This is a genomic window from Paenibacillus sp. sgz302164, assembly GCF_056120505.1.
The window spans coordinates 194,257-215,982 of the sequence record NZ_JBVYOL010000008.1 but is presented as its reverse complement, the minus strand read 5'-3'; the positions used below and the strand labels follow the sequence as shown (position 1 = coordinate 215,982).

The 21,726-nt window shown below is 52.3% G+C and carries 18 protein-coding genes and 1 riboswitch; of the genes, 6 read left to right on the top strand and 12 right to left on the bottom strand.

The window, feature by feature from the left end; all coding sequences use genetic code 11:
• Positions 1-30: 30 nt before the first annotated feature.
• Positions 31-555: a stalk domain-containing protein gene (locus tag AC0LWT_RS15500; protein ID WP_474682161.1), complete on the bottom strand. Its 525-nt coding sequence runs from the start codon at positions 553-555 to the stop codon at positions 31-33.
• A gap of 202 nt (positions 556-757) precedes the next feature.
• Positions 758-928, bottom strand: coding sequence for a hypothetical protein (locus AC0LWT_RS15495; RefSeq protein ID WP_474682160.1), 171 nt, complete (start codon positions 926-928; stop codon positions 758-760).
• Between the two features lie 2,082 nt (positions 929-3,010).
• Here AC0LWT_RS15495 and AC0LWT_RS15490 point away from each other — a divergent pair.
• Entirely contained in the window at positions 3,011-4,426 is a 1,416-nt protein-coding gene (locus tag AC0LWT_RS15490) for a sensor histidine kinase (RefSeq protein ID WP_474682159.1), read from the top strand.
• A gap of 123 nt (positions 4,427-4,549) precedes the next feature.
• Here AC0LWT_RS15490 and AC0LWT_RS15485 read toward each other — a convergent pair whose 3' ends face one another.
• The 4 genes from AC0LWT_RS15485 to AC0LWT_RS15470 all read right to left on the bottom strand — a co-directional run bounded on the left by AC0LWT_RS15485 (position 4,550) and on the right by AC0LWT_RS15470 (position 8,225).
• A complete protein-coding gene (locus AC0LWT_RS15485; RefSeq protein WP_474682158.1) occupies positions 4,550-5,173 on the bottom strand; it encodes a cyclodeaminase/cyclohydrolase family protein in 624 nt (207 codons plus the stop codon).
• Positions 5,160-6,029: a bifunctional 5,10-methylenetetrahydrofolate dehydrogenase/5,10-methenyltetrahydrofolate cyclohydrolase gene (locus AC0LWT_RS15480; RefSeq protein ID WP_474682157.1), complete on the bottom strand. Its 870-nt coding sequence runs from the start codon at positions 6,027-6,029 to the stop codon at positions 5,160-5,162. The genes AC0LWT_RS15485 and AC0LWT_RS15480 overlap by 14 nt, the downstream gene beginning before the upstream one ends.
• Positions 6,030-6,101: 72 nt before the next feature.
• Positions 6,102-6,179: riboswitch (ZMP/ZTP riboswitch) on the bottom strand.
• 63 nt (positions 6,180-6,242) lie between these two features.
• Complete coding sequence (locus AC0LWT_RS15475; RefSeq protein WP_474682156.1) at positions 6,243-7,175, bottom strand: pectinesterase family protein; 933 nt, start codon at positions 7,173-7,175, stop codon at positions 6,243-6,245.
• Between the two features lie 24 nt (positions 7,176-7,199).
• The gene (locus AC0LWT_RS15470) at positions 7,200-8,225 is read right to left on the bottom strand and encodes an alpha/beta hydrolase family protein (RefSeq protein WP_474682155.1); all 1,026 of its coding nucleotides are present in this window, start codon (positions 8,223-8,225) and stop codon (positions 7,200-7,202) included.
• Between the two features lie 120 nt (positions 8,226-8,345).
• Between AC0LWT_RS15470 and AC0LWT_RS15465 the strand changes: the two genes are divergently transcribed.
• Both AC0LWT_RS15465 and hcp read left to right on the top strand, forming a co-directional pair.
• Entirely contained in the window at positions 8,346-9,188 is an 843-nt protein-coding gene (locus AC0LWT_RS15465; RefSeq protein ID WP_474682154.1) for a helix-turn-helix transcriptional regulator, read from the top strand.
• 219 nt (positions 9,189-9,407) lie between these two features.
• Positions 9,408-10,700, top strand: coding sequence for a hydroxylamine reductase (gene hcp / locus AC0LWT_RS15460; RefSeq protein WP_474682153.1), 1,293 nt, complete (start codon positions 9,408-9,410; stop codon positions 10,698-10,700).
• Between the two features lie 572 nt (positions 10,701-11,272).
• Here the strand turns inward: hcp and lpdD are convergent.
• A complete protein-coding gene (gene lpdD, locus AC0LWT_RS15455; protein WP_474682152.1) occupies positions 11,273-11,617 on the bottom strand; it encodes a prenylated flavin chaperone LpdD in 345 nt (114 codons plus the stop codon).
• A 195-nt stretch (positions 11,618-11,812) separates the two neighbouring features.
• Here lpdD and hemG point away from each other — a divergent pair, with 195 nt between their 5' ends.
• The 3 genes from hemG (at position 11,813) to AC0LWT_RS15440 (ending at position 16,932) form a co-directional block, all read left to right on the top strand.
• Positions 11,813-13,267: a protoporphyrinogen oxidase gene (hemG, locus tag AC0LWT_RS15450; protein ID WP_474682151.1), complete on the top strand. Its 1,455-nt coding sequence runs from the start codon at positions 11,813-11,815 to the stop codon at positions 13,265-13,267.
• 91 nt (positions 13,268-13,358) lie between these two features.
• Positions 13,359-14,672 carry a NarK family nitrate/nitrite MFS transporter gene (locus AC0LWT_RS15445; RefSeq protein ID WP_474682150.1) on the top strand — a complete coding sequence of 438 codons (1,314 nt, stop codon included), beginning with the start codon at positions 13,359-13,361 and terminating at the stop codon, positions 14,670-14,672.
• 526 nt (positions 14,673-15,198) lie between these two features.
• Complete coding sequence (locus AC0LWT_RS15440) at positions 15,199-16,932, top strand: polysaccharide lyase family protein (protein ID WP_474682149.1); 1,734 nt, start codon at positions 15,199-15,201, stop codon at positions 16,930-16,932.
• 169 nt (positions 16,933-17,101) lie between these two features.
• Here the strand turns inward: AC0LWT_RS15440 and AC0LWT_RS15435 are convergent, their stop codons facing one another.
• From AC0LWT_RS15435 to AC0LWT_RS15415, 5 genes are read right to left on the bottom strand one after another with little or no spacing between them, the layout of a single operon-like run.
• Complete coding sequence (locus AC0LWT_RS15435; RefSeq protein WP_474682148.1) at positions 17,102-17,290, bottom strand: hypothetical protein; 189 nt, start codon at positions 17,288-17,290, stop codon at positions 17,102-17,104.
• Entirely contained in the window at positions 17,280-17,816 is a 537-nt protein-coding gene (locus tag AC0LWT_RS15430) for a Rieske 2Fe-2S domain-containing protein (protein WP_474682147.1), read from the bottom strand. Before AC0LWT_RS15430 ends, AC0LWT_RS15435 begins: the two co-directional genes overlap by 11 nt.
• A gap of 25 nt (positions 17,817-17,841) precedes the next feature.
• Positions 17,842-18,405: a 4Fe-4S dicluster domain-containing protein gene (locus AC0LWT_RS15425; protein WP_474682146.1), complete on the bottom strand. Its 564-nt coding sequence runs from the start codon at positions 18,403-18,405 to the stop codon at positions 17,842-17,844.
• Complete coding sequence (locus AC0LWT_RS15420; RefSeq protein ID WP_474682145.1) at positions 18,383-20,572, bottom strand: molybdopterin oxidoreductase family protein; 2,190 nt, start codon at positions 20,570-20,572, stop codon at positions 18,383-18,385. Before AC0LWT_RS15420 ends, AC0LWT_RS15425 begins: the two co-directional genes overlap by 23 nt.
• On the bottom strand, positions 20,559-21,599 hold the full coding sequence (locus tag AC0LWT_RS15415) for a hypothetical protein (protein WP_474682144.1): 1,041 nt from the start codon (positions 21,597-21,599) through the stop codon (positions 20,559-20,561). Before AC0LWT_RS15415 ends, AC0LWT_RS15420 begins: the two co-directional genes overlap by 14 nt.
• Positions 21,600-21,726: the final 127 nt, after the last annotated feature.

Below are 21,726 nucleotides of genomic sequence, written 5' to 3'. Positions count from 1 at the left end.
TAGGTGCTCCTCGTTTTGTTTTATCTGTTTCTAATTATCTGAATATATAAAGTTAACATTCTTATCAACCGACCAAACACATATTGTGGTCTCTTCATTTAAATCATTCAACCCTTTTACAAAATAGTATACGGGAGCTCCCTTTTTTGCCTCTTCGGGAATTTGTTTTCTTTCTAAATCGTTTAGAATTCTTATACTAGTCTCTTCCTCAACGTGTTTCAGATGGTACTTCTCATAGGCAATAATTTTTGCTTGATCAGGGGAGACATTTGGACGACCAACTCCTGTAGTAGGTGCGGATTGAAGCGTAACCGTATTTGTCTCTGGAAAGTAATCAATTTTTGCCGCTAAACCATCTGCTATAAAACGAACAGGAGCATATATATGCCCATTATAGTAAAAAGAAGTATATTCCTCATCCATTTGAATATCTGCTTTATCAATCACATACTTTATCGGAAGTGTAAGAACTTCTAATGTGTTTGTTGCAGCAAAAGAAACCGTGGTAAGCGATAAGAATGACGCCAAAATAAAACAAAAAAGAGTTTTTTTCATTTATTAACAATCCCTTCATTTATGTGATGCTTATATAGACAGTTAATTTCTCCTTTTTGTTACAAATCATAAAGGAATTTTTATGTGCCAATGATCCAATAAGACATCTGTGAGGTGCTCTGTTGAGTCATATGGGGAGGTGACCATGAATGGTTGCCTCCCTTCTGCCTGCTGGTGCGTGGCAGGAGATCGGCATGCTGAGCTAGGTTCCATCTGCGGCGGAATACCGCGCACCCAATCGATGGATCGCTTGATTGACGGCCGTTTCTTTCGGCTGATTGTCGGGGCCGTGCCGACCTGAAACGGCGAGCAACTGTTGTACGCTTTCCGGAAGCAGTTCCGACACGCTTGGTGCGCCGTTGCTATTCTCCAATCAGAGCCGCTTGCCAACAACTGCTTCGGGAATTACCCCGCTCGGCCATCAAGCGTTCGCTGTTTGCGTTCAGCCGATGTGAGGGCTGATTGGAGCTTGGTGGACATGCCTGCAGATACTGCCGAAGGCAAGTGAAACGCCGATCCACGTCAGCAGCGTGTTCCTGGACACATACAAGCCGCAGATCACCGGCTCAGGGCTGAACAAGCGAGGGACATTCGGATGATATTGTACAAAAAAATAAAGCATTAGACTGCACGGCCGGCTGTCGTTGCCGTCGTGCCGATCGTAAAGCCGGGCTTCATCCGGAAGAACCAGCAGTCTAAGACCTTAATATTCAGTCTAAGCTTTATTATCTCCGAACAGCCGTCACCAGCACGCCGCCCGCGCGTGGATTGCACCGGGAGAACTAGAAGCGAGAGCTGCAGCGTAGCGGCACGGCAACCGCCATCACCGACGCGCCGTCCGAGCGCGAATCGCATCCGGGAGCATGAACTGCAGAACAGTCGCCCGACCGTTGCACGTATAACGTCGGCACGGTTTCTTCAGTCGGAATTATTCGGCAAGCTTCCCGCACATGCTCCCCGCTGCCGTGTGCTGGTCTTCCAACTGCACGAATACCGACGACCCGCCCGTTACCGGACGGTATGATTCGTCAAGTACCCCCGAATGCGACCGCCATCGGCGCGCCACTCCGCGTTCCAGAAAAAACACAATATCAATGAAAAGAGCCTCCAGTATTTGTGACTGAGGCTCTTTTTCATATCCCCGAGGGGATGCTTCCGGTTGTCGTTTTGCGTTGTGATCGACGCAAGAGTGACAACATAAAAAGAATTGCATGTTTAGCCGCGGCTAATTGCAATCCTTCTTATATTTGGTAAAATATTGCTTGAGGGAGTTAAACCCAATCGCAACGAGGTTCCGATGTTTTTTTCCCCTTACTTAATACAGAATGATTAAAGATGCTTATCAATGCGGAAGACTCTTCTTTCGACAAGGATAATTCAGCAATAGAAATACCATCATTTCCGTGCATCTCAACGCTTTTCAACATATGTACGACTCGGCACAAATTGGGGTTTAGCTGGATTGTAAGCATAGATATCACCCCCTCCCGGGACAATTGTACTGCACACATAATAATAACAAATAAATGAAGTATGGAGGATGATTATTATGAAAAAAAAGTATTTATTTGGGCTGATCGTGTCGATTTTCGTCGCCTTACAAATGTGGTTCTCCTTCATTATGTTCCATTACCCTTTTAACGGAATTTATCTTGAGCTAACCCCGCAGCACCAATGGGTAATCAAGGAATTGTCTCCTGAGGGTACGAGTGCTAAGCTTGACTTACAGATCGGGGATATAGTCAAACAAGTAGACGGCAAATTTCCTGACGAATCTCCCTCTGTTTATAAATGGCGAACGGTTGAGCAAGCTCACAAGCTGTTGATTCTCAGAGACGGGCGTGAGCACGCAATCGAAATAAACACCAATAGCGCTACCTCTTATGATATTATTCCAATCATCGAGGAATCCGTGTGCCTCTTTATGGCAGTTGTGCTTTTAATAAAAAAACGCCAATCTCCATCGGCTAGGCTGCTTTCAACCCTTTTTCTAACCATGGCAATCATTTATATGAGTCTAGGCGCATCTATTCGAGGGGATGCCATTGGAAAATTTACAATCACCAACTTGATGACCTTGCTCCCGATAGTGTTTTATCATTTTTTAATAGTCTTCTTCAAGGAAAAAGGCGGTATTGACTTACCGAAGCGGACTTTAAAATTCATGTATGCATTTACCGTCATTTGCTTCGGTGCAAGACTCTTGTACTTCTATCCTCCGATGGCTTACGCAATCCAACGTAACCAAGACTCGTTTACCTTAATTACTTTCATAATCGGGTTTTTATTCAATATGTATTTATTAACGATCCTATATGTTAAACTCCGCAAACAACCGTCCTATATGTCCAGCATTATCAAGAGTGTATGGCTTTCATGGATGGTTTCATTTTTACCTGTCATCTGTTTCTCCTTTCTTCCAAAAATAATAATGGGGTATCGAGTTGTAAATGCTGTGTACACAAGTTGGATTATTTTACTTTTTCCCATCTCTTTTGCATACTTAATTGCTTCCGACCAGTTGTATGATTTTGGCCGTATTATTCGGCGGATTTTGTTCGCGGGCCTGCTGGCTATCGTTCCAGTCAGCTTGTTTACGGGGTCATACGCTTTCTTATTCAGCCATGTTGTGGATGAAAAGCAAATTCTGTTCGTTTTCATAGGTTCGCTGATCCTTGTTACATGGGTGCTCTACGCGGCGGAATATTGGACAACGCGGTTTGAACCATTTTTGTTCCCGAGAAAATACGTCTTGCAAACAGCTTTGAAGAAGATTTCCAAAAACCTTGGCACCATTTCCAGTTTCCGCGAATTGAAAGATAGCATACTTGTCGATATTGTGGACACGCTTCAGGTGATGGGGGGAGCCATTGTGTTCCGGTATAAGGACGATACCGAAATCATTAGCGAAGGTGATATGAATACTGCGGAAATTCGGCAGCTGCTCGATTCGTCATCCCTGCTCGATCATCCGCTTTATACTTGCATTGAGATGAATGACCATGAAGAATATACGAGTTATTTGGTAATGACACGCAAAAAGGCGAATACGCTGCTCGGAAAGGAAGAAATCCAATGGCTGCGCCTGATTACATCTTATTTGGAAGTTAGCCTGGAAAATGTTCACTTGGTCCGCAAGCTGACCGCGAGGCTGCAGCAATTGGCTTCCCAACTTCCCCAAGAGGACACGGCGCAAGACATTCAATGGTTCCGCAAGATCATGTTCGAATTGCAGGAGGAGGAACGGATTCGGATTGCTGCCGATCTTCATGATACGACGATGCAGGACCTTTTCTTTCTGAAAAGAAAGTTAACCATCCTGTCGGAAAAGTATACTACGCCCGAAGAAGATCGGGAACAGCTCGACAATATGATTAATTTCGTGGAATTGATCAATGCCAGTTTGCGCCAAAGCTGTTTTGAGTTAAATCCCCATTTGCTTAAAGAGATTGGTTTGATTCAAACGCTGACGATGTACATGAAGAAGGAAGCTTTTACCGCTCCTTTTCAACTTGAATTCATTGCTGAGCAGGCTGCTGCCATTGAAGCCAAAGATTTGCCGACGAAACGACATATTTTTCGAATTGCTCAGGAGCTGCTCAACAATGCGAAAAAGCATTCCCAGGCTTCCAAAGTCACTTTTCTGATAACGGAAGCGCACAATAGCTTTTATTTGATCTATGAGGATGACGGCGTGGGGTTTGAAGACAACAAAGTGCGTCGGAAGGAGATCGATTCATCGGGACTGGGAATCGAACAAATGAGGAGCAGAATCTTACATGCGGGCGGACAATTGGAGGTCACCACGCAAAAAGGGCTCGGAACGAAATTCGTCATTACGATACCAAACGAGGAGGCTATTTCTGCATGAATCAGAAATCAAGCAGCATCGGCGACTTCCTCCTTGACCTGACATAACACAAAGAGTTACCCCCGGGCGCTTCATCCCGCTCAAGGGTAACTCTTTTCTCTGCCATACGGCCGCCTGGCTTGCCTAACTCATTCTTTCCCTTACTTTCCGCAAAGCGTTCAGCTTCAACTGCCCGGCTTTGTCCAGCAGTTCCAGGCCCTCGGCGCGGTAAAGCTGCGCAAGCCCGGTTTGCATGCTGCCCAGATTGATTTCTACCGTAATCCAGGCGGATTGAATGGCCGCTTCCAGCATAATGAGGGCAATGCCGAGGTCGGATATGACATTTTTGTTAGCCAGATGAATGATTTCGTCCAAAGCAACCATCACGTCATAACTCCGACTCAAAAGAGCGAGCGGTACGGCGGCGGCCTGAGCGGCGGCATCCTGCACGGCAAGCGAGCGTGCTTCCTTCTCGGCGCCGGTCCCTTTGGGCAGCGCGAGTGCCGCCATGAATCCGTGAAATGCGTCCATGTCTTGTTCCAGCAGCGTTTCGAACTCGGCTATCGCCGATTTCATCCGCTCCACGGCCGCCGTCATCGATTCCCGGACCGCTTCATATTTGGGTCCTGCCGTAAGATTGGCTACCATGGACCCCATGGAAGCGCCCAAAGCCGCGGACAGCGCCGCAACGCTGCCTCCGCCCGGCACAGGCGAGCTTGAGCCCGCTTCCTCCAGAAATTGGCGAATCTTCCGGTCAAAAACTTTCATTTGCATCCCCCCGCCCGATGGACTGCAGTTCCATTGCTTTTAATAAATTTTCGAACAAAATGACGGTCGTCAGCGTGCCTACTCCGCCCGGAACCGGTGTCGCGGCTTTCACCGCTTCCCAAATGCCGGGGCTGGCGTCGCCTGCAATTCCAGCCTCCGTTTCATTGATTCCCGCATCGATGACGACCAATTCGTCATGCACCATGCCCGGGGTCACCAGGCCTGCTTTGCCTGCGGCCGTAATCAAAATGTCGGCTTGAGCGATATGGCCGGATAAATTCGCGGTATAGGAATGACAGACGGTTACGGTGGCATTTTCGCGCAGCAGCTGCTGCATCAGCGGCCGCCCTACCGTTTCTCCCCGCCCGATCAGAACGACATGCGCCCCCTGAAGCCGGTATCCGTAATGTTTCAAAATGCGGATGCACGACTGGGGCGTCGCCGGGTACAACCCGCTTTCTCCCGTCATGCACGCCAATTTGTTCGCCGAAGATATGCCGTCGACATCTTTGGCCGGAGCGATAGCATCGGACAGCTTTTGCACGCGGATGTGCCCGGGAACGGGGAGCTCGAGCATGATTCCGTGCACGGCCGGGTCCCCGTTTAACCGCTCGATCTCCTCAAGAAGGCGCTGTTCGCTCACTTGCGCCTCAAATTCCATCAAATGAAAGGCAACCCCGAGTTTGGCAGCCAGCTTTTCCTTTGCTTTGGCGTAGTACGCGGAAGCCGGATCGCCCTGCACCAAAATGGCGGCTATCGCCGGTTGAACGCCCCGCTCCTTCCATTTGCCGACTTCGGCGGCGATAGAGTGCGAGATTTGATCGGCTAACGGCTTCGATTTAAGCAGCAAACCCATTTACGTTCGTTCCCCTCTCCATAATCGGATGAAAATGCAAAAAAAGTACTTGGTCGCATGCTTGCTTACCAAATACTTTGCCCAGGCGTACGGCTATAAGCCATGTGCTCCCTCGTGGTTGCCCACGTTACGCCAGTCACACATGACGATTACTGCTGCGTACAGTTTATCACATAGATTCGCGTTCCGCATAGACGGCCGGGCGAGAATGTTTCACGCCCGCCTTGCAGCGCCCTCTCCGCTCTCCGTCGGGTCCCAGCCGTCATGGCCGGCCAGAACGGTTTTGGCATCAAGCCGCAGCGCTTCCGCTTCCGTTAAAACCCTCGCCCAGCCGGCGCGGACGGCGGCATCGCGCGCACCGGGGCCCGTGCTGCCGTACTCCGTATAGCGGGCCGTGCTTTCATTGCCGGGATTGTCCCAATTGTCCCAACCCGCCGAATAGATGTGCGGCCCCATCCAGGTGTTGATAAACGCGGTATGCGCCCACGCTCTCCAGGGCCTGCCGAGGTAGACCGACTCCTCCTCCTGCGCCCCGGTCAGACGGCAGTTCAAAAAGACGTAGCCGAATTCCGCGCCTCGCGGAGTCGAAGCTGCTGTGATATAGCCTCCGCGCAAACTGCGGATTTCACACGATTCGAAGCATGCCGCCGCCGATCCGAAAATAAAGTCGACATGCCCTTCGATATAGCAACCGGCAAAATAATGCCGCCCCCGGCTCGTATACAAAGTGTCCTGATTGCCGAGCAGCCTGACGCTGCGGTAAACCTGACGGTCGCCGGAAGCGTACAAAGCAACGGCCTGCGCGATTTCCAGGCCATAGCCCGCGGTGTTTTGCACCGTCAAATTTTCCATGCGAAAATCGTCGGCCTCCACCTTCAAAACGGCGGTGCGGAACGTTCCTATTTCTTTGCCGTCCGGCCCCGTCATCCTGGCGTAATCGCCGTAAGCGATAATCGTCCCTTCGCGGCTCTCGCCGATCAGTGCGATGTCCGGTTTATTGTCGGGAATGAGCAATTTTTCGCGATAAGTTCCATTTTTGACGTAGATCGTGACAGGCTCCAGAGGAAGCACGCGGACGGCGTCTATCGCCTCCTGAATGCCGGTGAAATCCCCGCTGCCGTCTTGCGAAACCGTGATATGTCTCATAAAAAAGGTTCGTCTCCTCTCCGCTCAGGAAAGCTGCGCCTTCAGCCAGTCGAATGATGTTCTTCCGGAAATTTCATGCTTGCCCGGGAATATGTCGGCAGCGAGCCGGTCCTCCGCTCCGAGACTGCGGTAAATCCGGGTCAGCCGCACGATGGCTTCTTCCGTCGTTCCAACCGGAAATACCCGGTCCTGATCCCCGGACTCGATAAACAAAGGCCTCGGAGCGATCAACCCGAGCAATTCCGGCTGCTCGGCAATCCGCAGGATGCCGGGAATATAGTTGTCGATGCAGTGCGGCCGGTCCAAAATGCTCCCCAGGTACGTATTTGCATATCCGCAAATTACGGCGGCGCGGATGCGCTCATCCAAAGCAGCGGTCAAAGATGCGACCAGGCCGCCGCCGGAAAAACCGATGACCCCGATCCGCTCCGGATCGACTTCCCCGCGCGCGGCCAAATAGTCAAGCGCGCGCGTCGCTTCGTATGTGCGGAATCCGGCGATGGTCATCCCGCACATGAGCAGCTGCAGCGCAATCGGCAGGCAGCTGGAATCTTTGGCCGACGGATCGGCCTCCACGCCGGCCTGCAATCTCCGGTCCCCGAAGCCGATGATTTCGGGGACGAGCACGAACAGCCCCCGGCGGGCCAGCCGGACGGCGAATTTGTTGTGAATCCCGGGATCGTCAGCGAAGCTGCCGTCGGGATTCATGCCGAGCGCGGCCCGATGGCCCGGGCCGTGTCCGTGGCAGGCAAGCACCGCCGGCAGCTTGCCGCCCCCGCCTGACGGATACAGCGCATACGCCGGTATCCGCAGCCCTTCGTACGTCGAGTAAGCGAGCTTCTCGACGGTAAGTCCTTCATGCTCGAACGTGTCGAGCAATTCGGGCTCCAGCGCCGGCCTGCGCTCGGGCCAGGCCCCCAGCGCATCGGCGAGCCGGCGCCTGAGCTCCTCGCGCCCGGCCCCGTCGGGCATAGTCCCGGCGGCGCGGTCCAGGCTGTTTTCCACCGTTTGGGCATAAAGCTTTGCCAAAAAATCGTCAGGGCTCCACATTCCGCAGCCATCTCCTTTATCCAAGGCCGGATTCGGCCTTCCGCTTTTCGATTTCGCGCCTTCCGCTTTCAAAATATGCTAAAATTTGCATATACGCTTCCTGCAAAGAGAGGGACTTCCATGAGCAGCCGGACCGAACCGAAATACCATATCGGCGATTCATCCTTTGCCATTCAGCAGCTGCAGCGCAAAGGCTATTTCGCCATGCCCCGCCCTCATGCTCATCCGTTTTACGAATTATATTACTTGTTGGACGGCCAGCGCGTCTATTTTATAAACGGCAAAGTGTACACCGTGCAAAAAGGGGACTTGATCGTTGTCGTGCCGAACGACCTTCACGCTACGTCAAGCTCAAGCGTCGAAAAATTCGAGCGGGTGCTGATCGAATTCGCGCCCGATTTCATAGCTCCGACCGAACCTCCGCTGCTCGAACTGCCGCCTTTTTGCGAGTCCGCTTTAATCCGCTTGCCGCTCAAAGAGCAGCAGGCCGTCGAGCGCTTGCTCCAGCAAATGTTGACCGAATGCAGGGAGCGGCCGGCGCTTTACGTTTCCTGTGTGCGGCAGCTGCTGACCGAGCTGCTGATCCGGATTCACCGCTCCTGCGGGTCAGGCAGCGAGCCTCCGGGCGGCGGCCATCCGATGCACCAGAAGGTGACGGAGATCGCCTCCTACATCAATACCCATTACAAAGAGCCGATTACCCTGGAGCTTGCCGCAAAACAATTTTATATTAGCCCCGCCTATTTAAGCCGCATTTTTCTGAAACTGACGGGCTTCCATTTTAGCGAATACGTCCGGGTTGTGCGCATCCGCGAAGCGCAAAAGCTGCTGCAGACGACCCGGAGCAAAGTCCAGACGATCGCGGAGCAGGTCGGGTTTGAGCACATTTCCCATTTTAACAAAACGTTCAAATCCATTGCGGGCATGCCGCCCCTGCGCTACCGCGAGCTTGCGGGGAAATAACGGCCATCCCCGGTGAATGTCCCTATTATAGAGCATGCAATTGCCAGATTTCTTGCATGCTCTTGTCTATTTTGGCTAAAATTGAATATACTTGTCCTTCGTGTTTGTTTCGGCTGAGCGTGAGCATTTTAACTGTCTGTGATTGCGATCACATACCTTTTTCCGCAGACCTGTTAATCTGTGTATGAAAACCGGACAATGAAACGGAGGGATTCATCTATGTTTTGTTACCAATGCGAGCAAACCCCGACAGGCGGCTGCAAAGTAGTCGGCGTCTGCGGAAAAGATGAAAATATCGCCAGCCTGCAGGACACGATGATTTTTGCGTTAAAAGGTATCGCCGCTTATGCCACGCACGCACGCCAATTGGGCTACAGCGACCCCGAGGTAGACCGCATCACACATGAAGCGCTCTACATGACTTTGACCAACTCCAATTTCAACCTCCAGGAGCATATCGACATGGCGATGAAAGTCGGTTCCGCGGCCGTAAGGATCATGGACGTTCTGGATCGCGCGCATACGACGCATTTTGGAATTCCCCAGCCCGTCACGGTGTCCCAGAACAAAATCGAGGGCCATGCGATCGTCGTAACCGGGCACAACCTTTATGCGCTGGAGGAACTGCTCAAACAGACCGAGGGCAAAGGAATCAACATCTACACGCATTCCGAAATGCTCCCGGCCCACGGCTACCCGAAATTGAAGCAATACGCGCATCTGAAAGGAAATATCGGCAAAGCGTGGTATGACCAGCGGCGGCTTTTCGAAAAATTCCCGGGAGCCATCCTGGCGACGACGAACTGTGTCATGCCTATAAAAGGCACGTATGCCGACCGCTTTTTCTCCTACGATATTGCCGGTCTGGAGGGTGTCACCAAAATCATCGGCGATGATTTCACCCCTCTGATCGACAAAGCTTTGTCGCTGCCCGCCGTCAGCATTGATTCCGAGCAGCAGCTTACGACCGGATACCATCACGAAACGGTGATCGGGCTCGCTCCCGAAATCATTCAAGCCGTCAAAGCAGGCAAAATAAAACGTTTCTTCGTCATCGCCGGCTGCGATGCGCCCGGCCCTGGCGGCGAGTATTACCGCGAGCTCGCTACATCGCTTCCTAACGATACCGTCATTCTCACGACGTCCTGCGGCAAATTCCGCTTCAACGACGTGGAATACGGAACTGTCGCCGATACCGGCATCCCGCGGTATATCGACCTTGGGCAGTGCAACAATTCCGGCTCCACCGTCAAAATCGCGCTCGCTTTGGCCGACGCTTTCGGCTGCAGCGTCAACGATTTGCCGGTCAGCATCGTCCTCTCCTGGTTCGAGCAAAAAGCCGTCGCCATCCTGCTCGGCTTGTTCAGCCTCGGCATCCAAGATATTCGCATCGGTCCCAAACCGCCGGAATTCATTACCCCGGGCGTTCTGGACGTACTGGTGCAAACCTTCGGACTTAAACTGATCGGAAATGCTCAAGAGGACATGGCAGCGATGCTTGCACTCGCTTAAGCTCCTCCGCCATGGCTTTGCGTACGCATCGGACGATCTCGTCGATGTCCTGCGGCGTCGCTTGATCGATAACAGGGTAAAGAGCCGGGTCTACCGGCGCATAACAGAATCGGGCTACCCAAGCGGGTAGCCTTTTCATATGCGTTCGTTTTCCTGCATCAAGCTTTTTGATGCCTATTTCACAGCTGATGACTCGTCCCTTTTATTAATGGACATTAACGGGTTTTCTGTTCCTTTTCGACTAACCGTTGATTGCGTTGACAAATAGTGGTATATATTTACAGAACCCATTTATAAATAACGAAAATGTTGGCCAATTAGGATCATCTGCTCAGCATACATCGTTACATTGGTTGCGCTGTAATGTGAATCATTTTCCAAAAGGAGTGGAACCGAGTGAATAGAATCATTGTGCCCCTTTGTATATTGGCTTCCGTTTCATTGTTATTTACGGTTGGCGGCAAAAATATAACGAATTACGCACCGACGATAGGATGGTTGTTAGCGATTATATTATTCACAACCGCTATTTTGTTCATTTTTACTCGAAGACACAAAAAGAAAAATAGCAACTAAAATACCTCCTGCGCTCGCTTAAGCTCCTCCGCCATGGCTTCGCGTACGCATCGGACGATCTCGTCGATGTCCTGCTTCGTCGCTTGATCGATATGGATGCCCATAATAACCGTTACGGCCTGATTGAGCTGTGAGGCTGCCAGCCTTGCGAGCTCTGCCGCTAGCGGTTTTTCTCTATGTCCCGGCAGTGTGACGGCTTCTTCGCAGATCCGATGCCCGTCGGGATACGCGACCGCCACAGCCCCGATATGAGCCTGGCCGCCGCCGATCAGAAATACTTTGTCTTTTCCCAGTGAATACGTATGAATATGGATGTTATAGGGTACGGGTTCACTTTTCATGCCGCCCAAACGCCTCCATTCCTGATTCTCCATTACAAAACCGCTTCATTATACGAAAATGCCCGGCCAACTGCATGTGATGAAGATCACGATGCAGTTTTTGCCGCGTCCAAAAGTGCTGAAAGTGATCTATTTCATATCCGGCGATTTCGGCCCATGATACATTATGGGAAAAATGAGTCAGGAGTGGCGGCCATGAAAATCAAACATATAGCGGTAATCGGCGGGGGCATTACGGGGCTGACCGCAGCCTACGAGCTGCACAAACAGTTCGAATCTTCGGGGCAGCCGGTTCAAATCACGCTCCTGGAAAAAAGCGACAGGCTCGGCGGCGTCATTCAAACGCTGCATCGGGACGGCTTTATTATCGAACAAGGCCCGGATGCCTTTTTGTCCCGCAAGACTGCCGTGCTGCATTTGTCCGATGAACTCGGCTTGACCGGCGACTTGACCGGACTGGCCCCGACCGCTTCCAAAAGCTTTATCTGCCTGAAAGGAAAGCTTCACCCCGTGCCTGCAGGCTTGTCCATGGGCATCCCCACGCGAGTGAAGCCGTTCATAGGCACCCGTTTGCTTTCTTTTCCCGGCAAAGTCCGGGCGTCATTGGATTTTCTTTTGCCCAGAAAAAGCACCCCCGGTGACGAATCCATCGGGAGCTTGATTGAACGAAGGCTGGGCGCGGAGGTCGCCGACCGATTGGTCGGACCTATTTTGGGCGGCATCTATGCGGGAGATTTGCACATGCTGAGCACCGCCGCAACTTTTCCGCAGCTGCTTCATATGGAAAAAGAACACCGCAGCCTCATTCTCGGCATGCTTTCCTCCCGCAGCAAAAAGCCGTCACCGGCTCCGGACGCTGCCGTTAGCCAGCTGCCTCCCCATCTTCGCAGCAGCATGTTCCTGACCTACAAAAGCGGACTACGCACGCTGGTCGACCGGCTGGCGGCCGTCCTGACGAAAAGCGGAACCTTCATCAGCATGAACAGTCCCGTTCAGAGCATCTTGCGCCAGCAGGAAAACTATAAAATTGTATTTTCCGGCCATTCGGCGCTGAAAGTCGACGGCATCGTCCTGGCTGCGCCGGCCGAGCAAGCGGCCAGACTCATTCAAGGCGCGCCGCAGCCGCTGACGGAACGGTTGGGGCAAATCCCCAGCACGTCCGTTGCCAACATCGTTATGGCTTTCGATCAAGCTGCGCTCGATCGGTCTCTGCAGGGATCGGGGTTTGTCGTTCCCAGGCAAGAGGGGCTGCTCATCACGGCCTGCACCTGGACTTCGTCGAAATGGACCCACACCGCCCCGCCCGGGAAAGTGCTGATCCGGGCGTATACAGGCCATTGGGGGGATCAGTCTCATGAGGAATTGGACGACTCCGAGCTGGAAAAACGAGTGAAGAAAGAATTAGGCGCCATCCTCGGACTGGCGGCAGCGCCCCTGTTCACGGAAATTACAAGACATACCGGGGCCATGTCCCAATATTCGGTAGGCCATATGGATCGGCTCCAACATATCGAGCGGCAGCTTCAGGAGCAATTTCCGCATCTGGTCGTGGCCGGGAGATCGTATCGCGGCGTCGGAATTCCGGACTGCATTGCGCAGGGCCGGCAAGCGGCCGAACGATTGTTTCAACAACTGCTCACAAATTCTTAAAATGTGCGGCTTTATACTATGATTTTTGTTACAGTGGGCGGTCCGTCCGCTTTGCTACAATGAAGCCACATATGAAGGAGGTAGGATGTTTATGGCTAAAATTCAAGTTTGGAATCCTGAAGACCCGCAATTTTGGAAAAGCGAAGGCAAGCGGCACGCTACCCGAAATTTGTGGATTTCCGTTCCTTCTCTCATGCTGGCCTTTATCGTATGGCAGATCTGGTCTGTTGTCGCTGTCCGGTTGAACGACATCGGATTTCATTTTACACAGGACCAACTGTTCACGCTGGCTGCTATTCCCGGACTGGTAGGCGCAACTTTACGCTTTGTGTACACCTTTGCGGTCGGAACGTTTGGCGGACGCAACTGGACCGTGCTGTCCACGGGCATTCTCGCTATCCCTGCCGTTGGCATCGGAATGGCCGTGCAGAACCCGGACACGCCTTATTCGGTCATGCTCCTTTTGGCAGCGCTTTGCGGCCTGGGCGGCGGAAATTTTTCCTCGTCTTTGTCCAACATCAGCTTCTTTTATCCTAAAAAGGAAAAAGGCACAGCCCTCGGCATCAATGGTGGTCTCGGCAATATGGGCGTATCCGTCGTGCAGTTCGTGACGCCTCTGATTATTACAACCGGAACTTTCGCATTGGTCGGCGGAGAAGGCCAGTTGCTTAAGAACGGGCAGCATGTCTGGCTGCAAAATGCCGCCTTTATTTGGGTCGTGCCTATTCTGATCATGACCGTCATCGCATTTTTCGGCATGAACAATTTGCCCGGAACCAAGCAATCGGTATCCGAACAATTCGTCATCGTCAAGCGCAAGCACACCTGGATTATGACCTGGCTCTACGTGGCCACCTTCGGCTCATTTATCGGATATTCCGCTGCGTTTCCGCTGCTGCTGAAAGCCCAGTTCCCCGAGCATGTGTCGCTGGCATTCCTTGGAGCTTTCGTCGCAGCGGCAGCCCGGCCTGTAGGCGGATGGCTGGCGGATAAGCTCGGCGGTTCCAACGTTACGGCTGTTGTGCTCGTATTGATGGGGATCGGAGCGATCGGAGTTATTTACTATATTGATGCGCATCAGTTCGGCGGATTTTTGGCATCATTCCTCCTCCTGTTCCTGGCGGCGGGCACCGGTTCCGGATCTACGTTCCAAATGATTCCTTTCATCTTCCCGCCAAAAGAAGCCGCTCCCGTATTAGGTTTCACGGCAGCTTTCGCGGCATATGGCTCTTTCTTTATACCGAAGCTTTTCGGATGGGCTACGAATACGACAGGCAGCCCAGTTGCAGCGTTCTATTTTTTCATCGCGTTCTACATCATTTCGATTATTTTGAACTGGCATTTCTATCAAAGCAAAAAAGCCGAAGTCACCTCGTTCGTCATATCCAAAACGAAAAAGGCGTGAGACGGCTGCTTGCGGGAGCGGCTCGCAGGAGCAAGAAACTCGCGAACAGACTTCGGATGCGAATGCACATTTTTGCACGCTTTATCTTTTATTGCCAACAGTTCCTCCACAGCGGCCCTGCCTGCCGCAAAACAACGAAAAGAGCTTCGGAATCGCGCGAATGGCGCCGTTCCGAAGCTCTTTCTTTTACGATAAGCTAACGATTCCGGGACAGGGCTTATGAAAGTCGTTTGCACTTTTTTGCATAATAATCAAGTCAATTTGAGTCCAATAAATCAAAAAAATCCAATTGTTTGAAATAAAATGAAATGGTATCATCCGAAACGATAGCGCTTACATTTCGTTATCAATCCTATAGCGAAGCAGGTGATTATCCGAAAGACCGATTACCAACCCATCATGCAGGAGGTGCTGCCGCTCCCCCACCCTTTAGACGGAAGACAGGAGCCTCGCCCTTGTCACTGTAAATGTTGCAAGAGAAGGACATGATGAATTATTCTCAGTGTTAAGAATAGGAGTTGAAAAGATGAAGCTGATGGCCAACATGATGAAACCTTTTGTAATGTTTGCAGCATTATTCTGTTTAACGCTTTCTTTAATTCAAATGCCCGTCGCACATATGGCCGGCGGAGTGACTTTGACTGCTGATACAACCGCAATGACTGCCACGATATCCAATGAATATTTGACCGTCAAGTTTAACAACACGGGCAAGGGATACTCACTTGTCTATGGCAGCCAGGAGCTGATTGGGACAGCTAAAGGCTTTTATTGGGACAATACCAATAACAGCGGAACAAATAGCGGTCTCAGCCCGACCCAACTCAAAATCGTAAGCAATACCGGCACCATGGCGGACATCGCCTATATCGGCGGCTCCGGCGAGCTGCACTATGTCGTCCGCAGCGGCGTTAGCGGCATTTATTCCTATTTTGTTGCCGCGAATGTCGGAACGGTCCAAGAAATGCGGACGGTTTATCGCGTTGACGGATCGATCTTCCGCAACGGTTATAACGCTGAAAGGCAAGGGGCACTCCCCGCTGTCTCCGATATTCAAAACGGAACGCTCGTTCAGAACGAAACCTGGAAGCTGCCAAACGGCTCGTACTACTCCAAGTACGATTGGGCAAGCTATATGGCACAAGATCATATACACGGTGTATATGGAACAGCTTCGAATGGAAACAACTACGGTGTCTGGATGATCCCTGTAAGCCATGAAGCCGACAACGGCGGACCGCTGAATCAGGAACTGATGGTTCACGTCGAGAGCTCGACGGGCGACGGCACCGTGCTTAATATGATGCAAGGAACTCATTTAGGGAAAACTTCCACAACGATCCCTTCAGGAAAAATGTATGGACCGTGGTTGGTATATGTCAATAATGGCGATATCAGCGACGCAAAAACAAGAGCCGCTGCCGAGGAAGCGTCCTGGCCTTACTCTTGGCTGTCAAACCAAAATTACCCTTTAAATCGTTCCACAGTTACCGGCACGTTGAAGGTTGCCGATGGGCGTTCGGCCGCAGGTTCGACGATTGTTCTTGCTCAGCCCGGCGGTGAATTTCTGTACCAGGGCACGAACTATATGTATTGGGCCCAAACGGATTCCTCCGGCAAGTTCAACATTCCAAACGTGCGGCCAGGCACCTATTCGCTGTATGCCTATCAGACCGGCGGCAGTATGACGGATCAGCTCCAGAAGGACAATATTGCAATTAGCGGCACTGCCGCCAACTTGGGTACTATTACCTGGACGCCGCCTAATTATCCGAATAAGCTTTGGCAGATCGGAACTGCCGACCGGAAATCAGGGGAATTCAACTTGGGCAATTTCCCAAGGCAGTTCGGTATCTACAATAACGTGCCGGCCAACCTGACCTATACGATTGGCACAAGCTCGCCTTCAACCAACTGGTATTACGCACAGACGCAGGCGGGACAATGGAATGTCAATTTTAATCTGGCTAAAACGTACAGCGGAAATGCCCATCTCACCGTTGCCATGGCTGCGATCTCCCGCTTTCCGATCGTAGAAGTGGATGTAAACGGAGCAGCCGTAACAACGCTGGATTACTCGGCATTGAACGATCAAACCATCTACCGGGATGCATTGCAAAGCGGAAGATACAAAATGGTTCAAATCGATTTTCCTGCATCACAGCTTGCGGCAGGCTCCAATACAATCACCTTCAAAATGACAAGCGTCACCAGCGGCGGCGGCATTATGTACGATACGATCAAATTGGAGACAGATTGAATCGCATTAGGAACTGAAAAAGGGACATCCTCCCTGGATGAGAAATGGTTGTGATCACGACAACCATTTCCAACAAAGGGGATGTCCCTCTTTCGTGGCATAGCCACAAACTGAGTCACGTACTTATCTGACCGTGAGGCTTGTATTCACGTGTTTTTGAATCGTTCTATCAGGCAACCGCACGCTCCCGGCGATAAATCCAAACGGCCAGCGGAAATAAAACGATGTTGACCGCCGCATAGACAATCACGGAAAGATAATGCTCGAAAAAGTAAGCATTTACGGCTTTTTGCGTGCAGAGGATGTTCAGAAACAGGATGATGCACAGCAAGACGATCCCGCGATAGCTACGTTTCATAACGTTTCACCCCCGTCGCATAAATGGCGCCCTGCTCCTGCTTCAGCAGGATTTCCGGCAGCGGTCTTCGCGGAGGCCCGGCCACCGGCGAGCCTGTTCGAACGTCAAACAGCCCGTGATGGCAAGGGCATACCATCTCTTCCTTCTCCTTGCTCCAGAAGACGGGGCATTTCAAATGAGTGCATGCGTTTTGATACGCTTTGTACTCATTCTCGCCGAGGCGGATCAGCAGCGCGGAATCGTGCTCGCTCGGATAGGCGAATTCGACGGCATCCCCGATTTGCAGCGCGTGAATATCGGCAATTTTTTGCTGCGGATGGCTTTTCTTTTGCATTCCCGCAAGCTCCTTAGCCGCCAGCGCCCCCCAAGGCAGCGTGGATATCGCGAACACGCCTGCGGCGCCGGCCAGTGTTTTCATGAAGTTCCGGCGATCGAGCTTTCTTTCGTTGTCCTTGCTGATATTGTGCGTATAGTTATCCTCATTAAAAGGAAAATGGTCATTATCACGTTTGCCGTTCTGTTCCATACGGGCTCACCCCAGTACAAGTTAGTTAAAACAGCTTGGCCTTACCTTGCAAAATGCCCGGAAGACTGATCTTCACATTCGTCTCCCCTTCAAGGGGATCGAACGGCTGATGGCTTGCCATCCAATTGCCCAGCCTGTGCTGCTCTTTTTTCGCCGCGATCTCCTCTGCGGTAAGCCATTGCAGCGTTTGGGTCGGACAAACCGAGGCGCACATCGGCGGTATTCCCTCTTTGGTCCGATCGTAGCAAAGGTCGCATTTATACATCAGGTTCTGCGCTTCATCGAACTTGGGAATCCCGTACGGGCAGGCAATCGTGCAGTTTTGACAGCCGATGCATTTCTCCACCAATGCCGACAGGACGGCCCCCTCTTGCGTGATCTGAATGGCCTGGGCCGGACAGCTTCGGGCGCAGGCCGGATTTACACAGTGCAGGCACATTAACGGGATCGTTTGGCGGCTGACAAACGGGTCTACCTCGTAGACGTAGTTGCGGTTTCTTTCATCGTGTCCACCGCACTGCGTACAGGCGGCAAGGCAGCTCCGGCAGCCGATGCAGTTATCCATTTCAATGTAAAGATGCTGTTTCATCGATGCTCACCCTCTCGGTCTGCTTGGCAATCTGTGCGGCGCAAGCTTTAAACTCCGGCATTTTCGACATCGGGTCAAGCGCCGGAATCGTCAGCAAATTAATCGACTGCTCGTGGCCGAAATGATACGGAACGAACACGGTATCCTTGCGGATCGCCTCGATGACTTTCACCTTGTAAAAGGCTTCGCCGCGGCGAGTGTATAAGCGGACCACTTCATCGTGGACGATTCCGTACCGCTCGGCCGTCTCCGGATGCACCTCCACGAAGGGCTCCGGGCACATGGCCCGCAGGAACGGAATGCGCCGGGTCTGGTTGCCCGACAGGTAGTGGTACACAACCCGGCCTGTCGTAAGCCGCAGCGGGTACTGCTCGCACGGCTCCTCCGCCGGCGGCCTGTACGGGAGCGCGCACAGCTTGGCTTTGCCGTCGGGATGATAAAACTGATGGTCCAAAAACATATGCGGCGTGCCCGGGTCGTCTTCATCGCGGCAAGGCCAGAAGACGCCGTCGTTTTCGTTGATTTTTTCCCAGGTGGCGCCGTAATAATCGGCATACCCGCCTTTGGAGGCGAGGCGGAATTCGTCATTGACGTCTCTGGCCGTTTTCAGATGGCGGAAATATTGCCCTCTGCCCAGCCGTTCCGCAAGCTCGACCTGGATCAGCCAATCCGGCTTGGACTCGCCTACGGGCTCCTGGGCTTTATTTATTTTGATGATACGCCCTTCCAGGTTCGTGACCGTCCCCTCGTCCTCCGACCAGGTTACGGACGGCAGCACGACATCGGCGAATTCGGCGGATTCCGACAAATACATGTCCGCGCAAACCATAAAATCGAGCCCCTTCAGCGCCTCGCGCACATAATTCAAGTTCGGCGCCGAGACGGCGGGATTGGAGCAGAGCAGGTACAACCCCCGAATCGTTTTGTTTTGCATAAGCTCAAACATTTCGTAAGCCGATACGCCTGGCTGCGGCATCTCTTCCGGCTTGATTCCCCAGACGCTGCAAACCTCTGCCACATGCTTCGGGTTTGTAATTTTGCGGTAGCCCGGCAGCGCATCGGCTTTTTGGCCGTGCTCCCTTCCGCCCTGGCCGTTGCCTTGTCCCGTAAAGGTCGCTACGCCCGATTTGGGCCGGCCGATTTTGCCTGTGATCAGACACATGTTCGTGTAGGCCGAGACATTGTCGGTGCCCTTATGCTGCTGTTCGATGCCGCGAGCGAACATGACGACGGCGTTGGGCGCCCTGCCGTATATGTCGGCGGCGCGGATCAACTTGTCGGGAGCGACTCCCGTGATCTCGCTCGTATATTCAGGCGTGAACGGTTCGACAACCGCCTGCAGCTCTTCAAATCCGTTCGTATGCTTGCTGACGAATTCAGTGTCTACATGGCCATTCCGTATAAGCAGATGGATCATGCAATTGGCAAGCGCCAGATCCGTCCCCGGGCGCAAATCCAGATGAACGTCCGCGCGCCGGGCGATCGGCGTTTCCCGGGGGTCCGCTACGATCAAATAGCCGCCGCGGTTCTGCACTTCCCAGACGCGGAACATCGACGTCGGGTGGCATTCCGCCGTATTGCTTCCCGCAATGAACAAGCAATCCGTTTCATGCAGATCGGTCCACGGCAGCGTCGATCCCCGGTCCACGCCAAAGCTGCGCAAGAAACCCGCCGCTGCGCTCGACATGCAAAAGCGCCCGTTATAGTCGATATAGCGCGTCTGAAGCCCAACCCGGGCAAACTTGCCGGTCAAGTAGCATTTCTCATTCGTCATCGATACGCCGCTGAATACGGAAAGCGAATCTTTGCCGTACTGGTCCTGCATTTCCCGGAATCGCCTTGCGATCAGATCGTAAGCCTCGTCCCAGCTCGCTTCGCGGAAGCCTTCTTTCGTTCCCTTTAAAGAAGCGTCATCGCGAATCAGCGGAAGCAGCAGCCGGTCATCATGATTCGTCTGCTGGTAGGCGGTCACGCCTTTGGGACACATTTTGCCGAGCGTTACCGGCCAATCGTAGCGGGGCTCGACGCCGATAATTTTGTTTGTGGACGTATTGACTCTCAAGTTCATGCCGCACTGCATCCCGCAGTAGGAGCAATGGGTTGCCACCAGCTTTTCGTTCGGATGCGTTTTATTGGCGATTTGTTTAAAAAACTTATCCTTTGGCATTCTGATTCGCCTCCTTAAACTTGATCCGATGGGTCGGAATGCCGGCAAACCGGGACATCCGGTATTTGCGGCGGCAGGGCAGGCAAAGCTCGGCCAGGTGATAGCCTTCCTCCGTCTTGAATTCGATGCCGCTTGTCTGCAGCACGGCGATCACGTCGCCGGATTGCTCCTCGGACACAAAGCCAGTCCCGCAAACCCGGCAGCTTTTCATCGCCTGCCCGGCGTAATGCTCCCGGTAATTTCGGGCGAAGACGCTCATCGGACGGAACGGAATATGCGCCAGCTTGCCGAACGGAATATAAATGAGCGTGACGATGACCGACCATTGATGCACCAAAGATACGACCGGCTGCCCGTACCCGTGCAAAAACATATTGCAGAAAGTGAGCGTCAGCCCTGTCAAACTGACGAACAGCAGCATGTACAGCGGGAGAAAATCATAGACAAAAGATTGCTCTGCGACAGCCTGCATGTTTTTCAATCTGCGGTATAAAGCCATGCAGCCTCCGCCTATGACCATGAAAGCCGTAATATTCAACGCATTATAAAAAAGGTATCCGATAATTCCGTCCGCCTTAATGCGCATAATATCGATGCCGAAACCAACGACGGTGTACGTCCCGTTCTCTCCCATCGTGAAGTACATCCAGCCGAACACCAGGGGAAACGTGACGAAAGCCGAAATGATGCAGCCCCAACCCAAAAGAATGTGCTGCGTCCAGCGGTACCAGCCGCGATTCCAGACGAACCGGTACGTGGCCAGATGGTCCACCGCCGTCGCCGGCGTGCTTTTGCGGAACAACAGTTTGATTCCTTTCTTTAAAATCACCTTCGTAGGCGGCCGCTCCCCCCATGACAGAAACCGGTAAAAGAAACCGCAGACGAATACGACCGTCCCGACCATATAACCGTACAAGGCCAAGTCAATATGGGTAAAAAATCTCGAACCGAACCACATGAGGACGATTAGTCCACATACAACGAAAAAAACGTATTTGGCAAATTTGGACGCGAACGCTCGATCCATGTCTTATCATGCTCCTTCGCTGTAAACTCCTAATTCATTAAAACACATTCTTTCTGCCGACACTGTGAGGGATATCACTTCGCGCCAAAAAACCTCCGATTCCGTTATACAAACGGTTCCGGAGGCT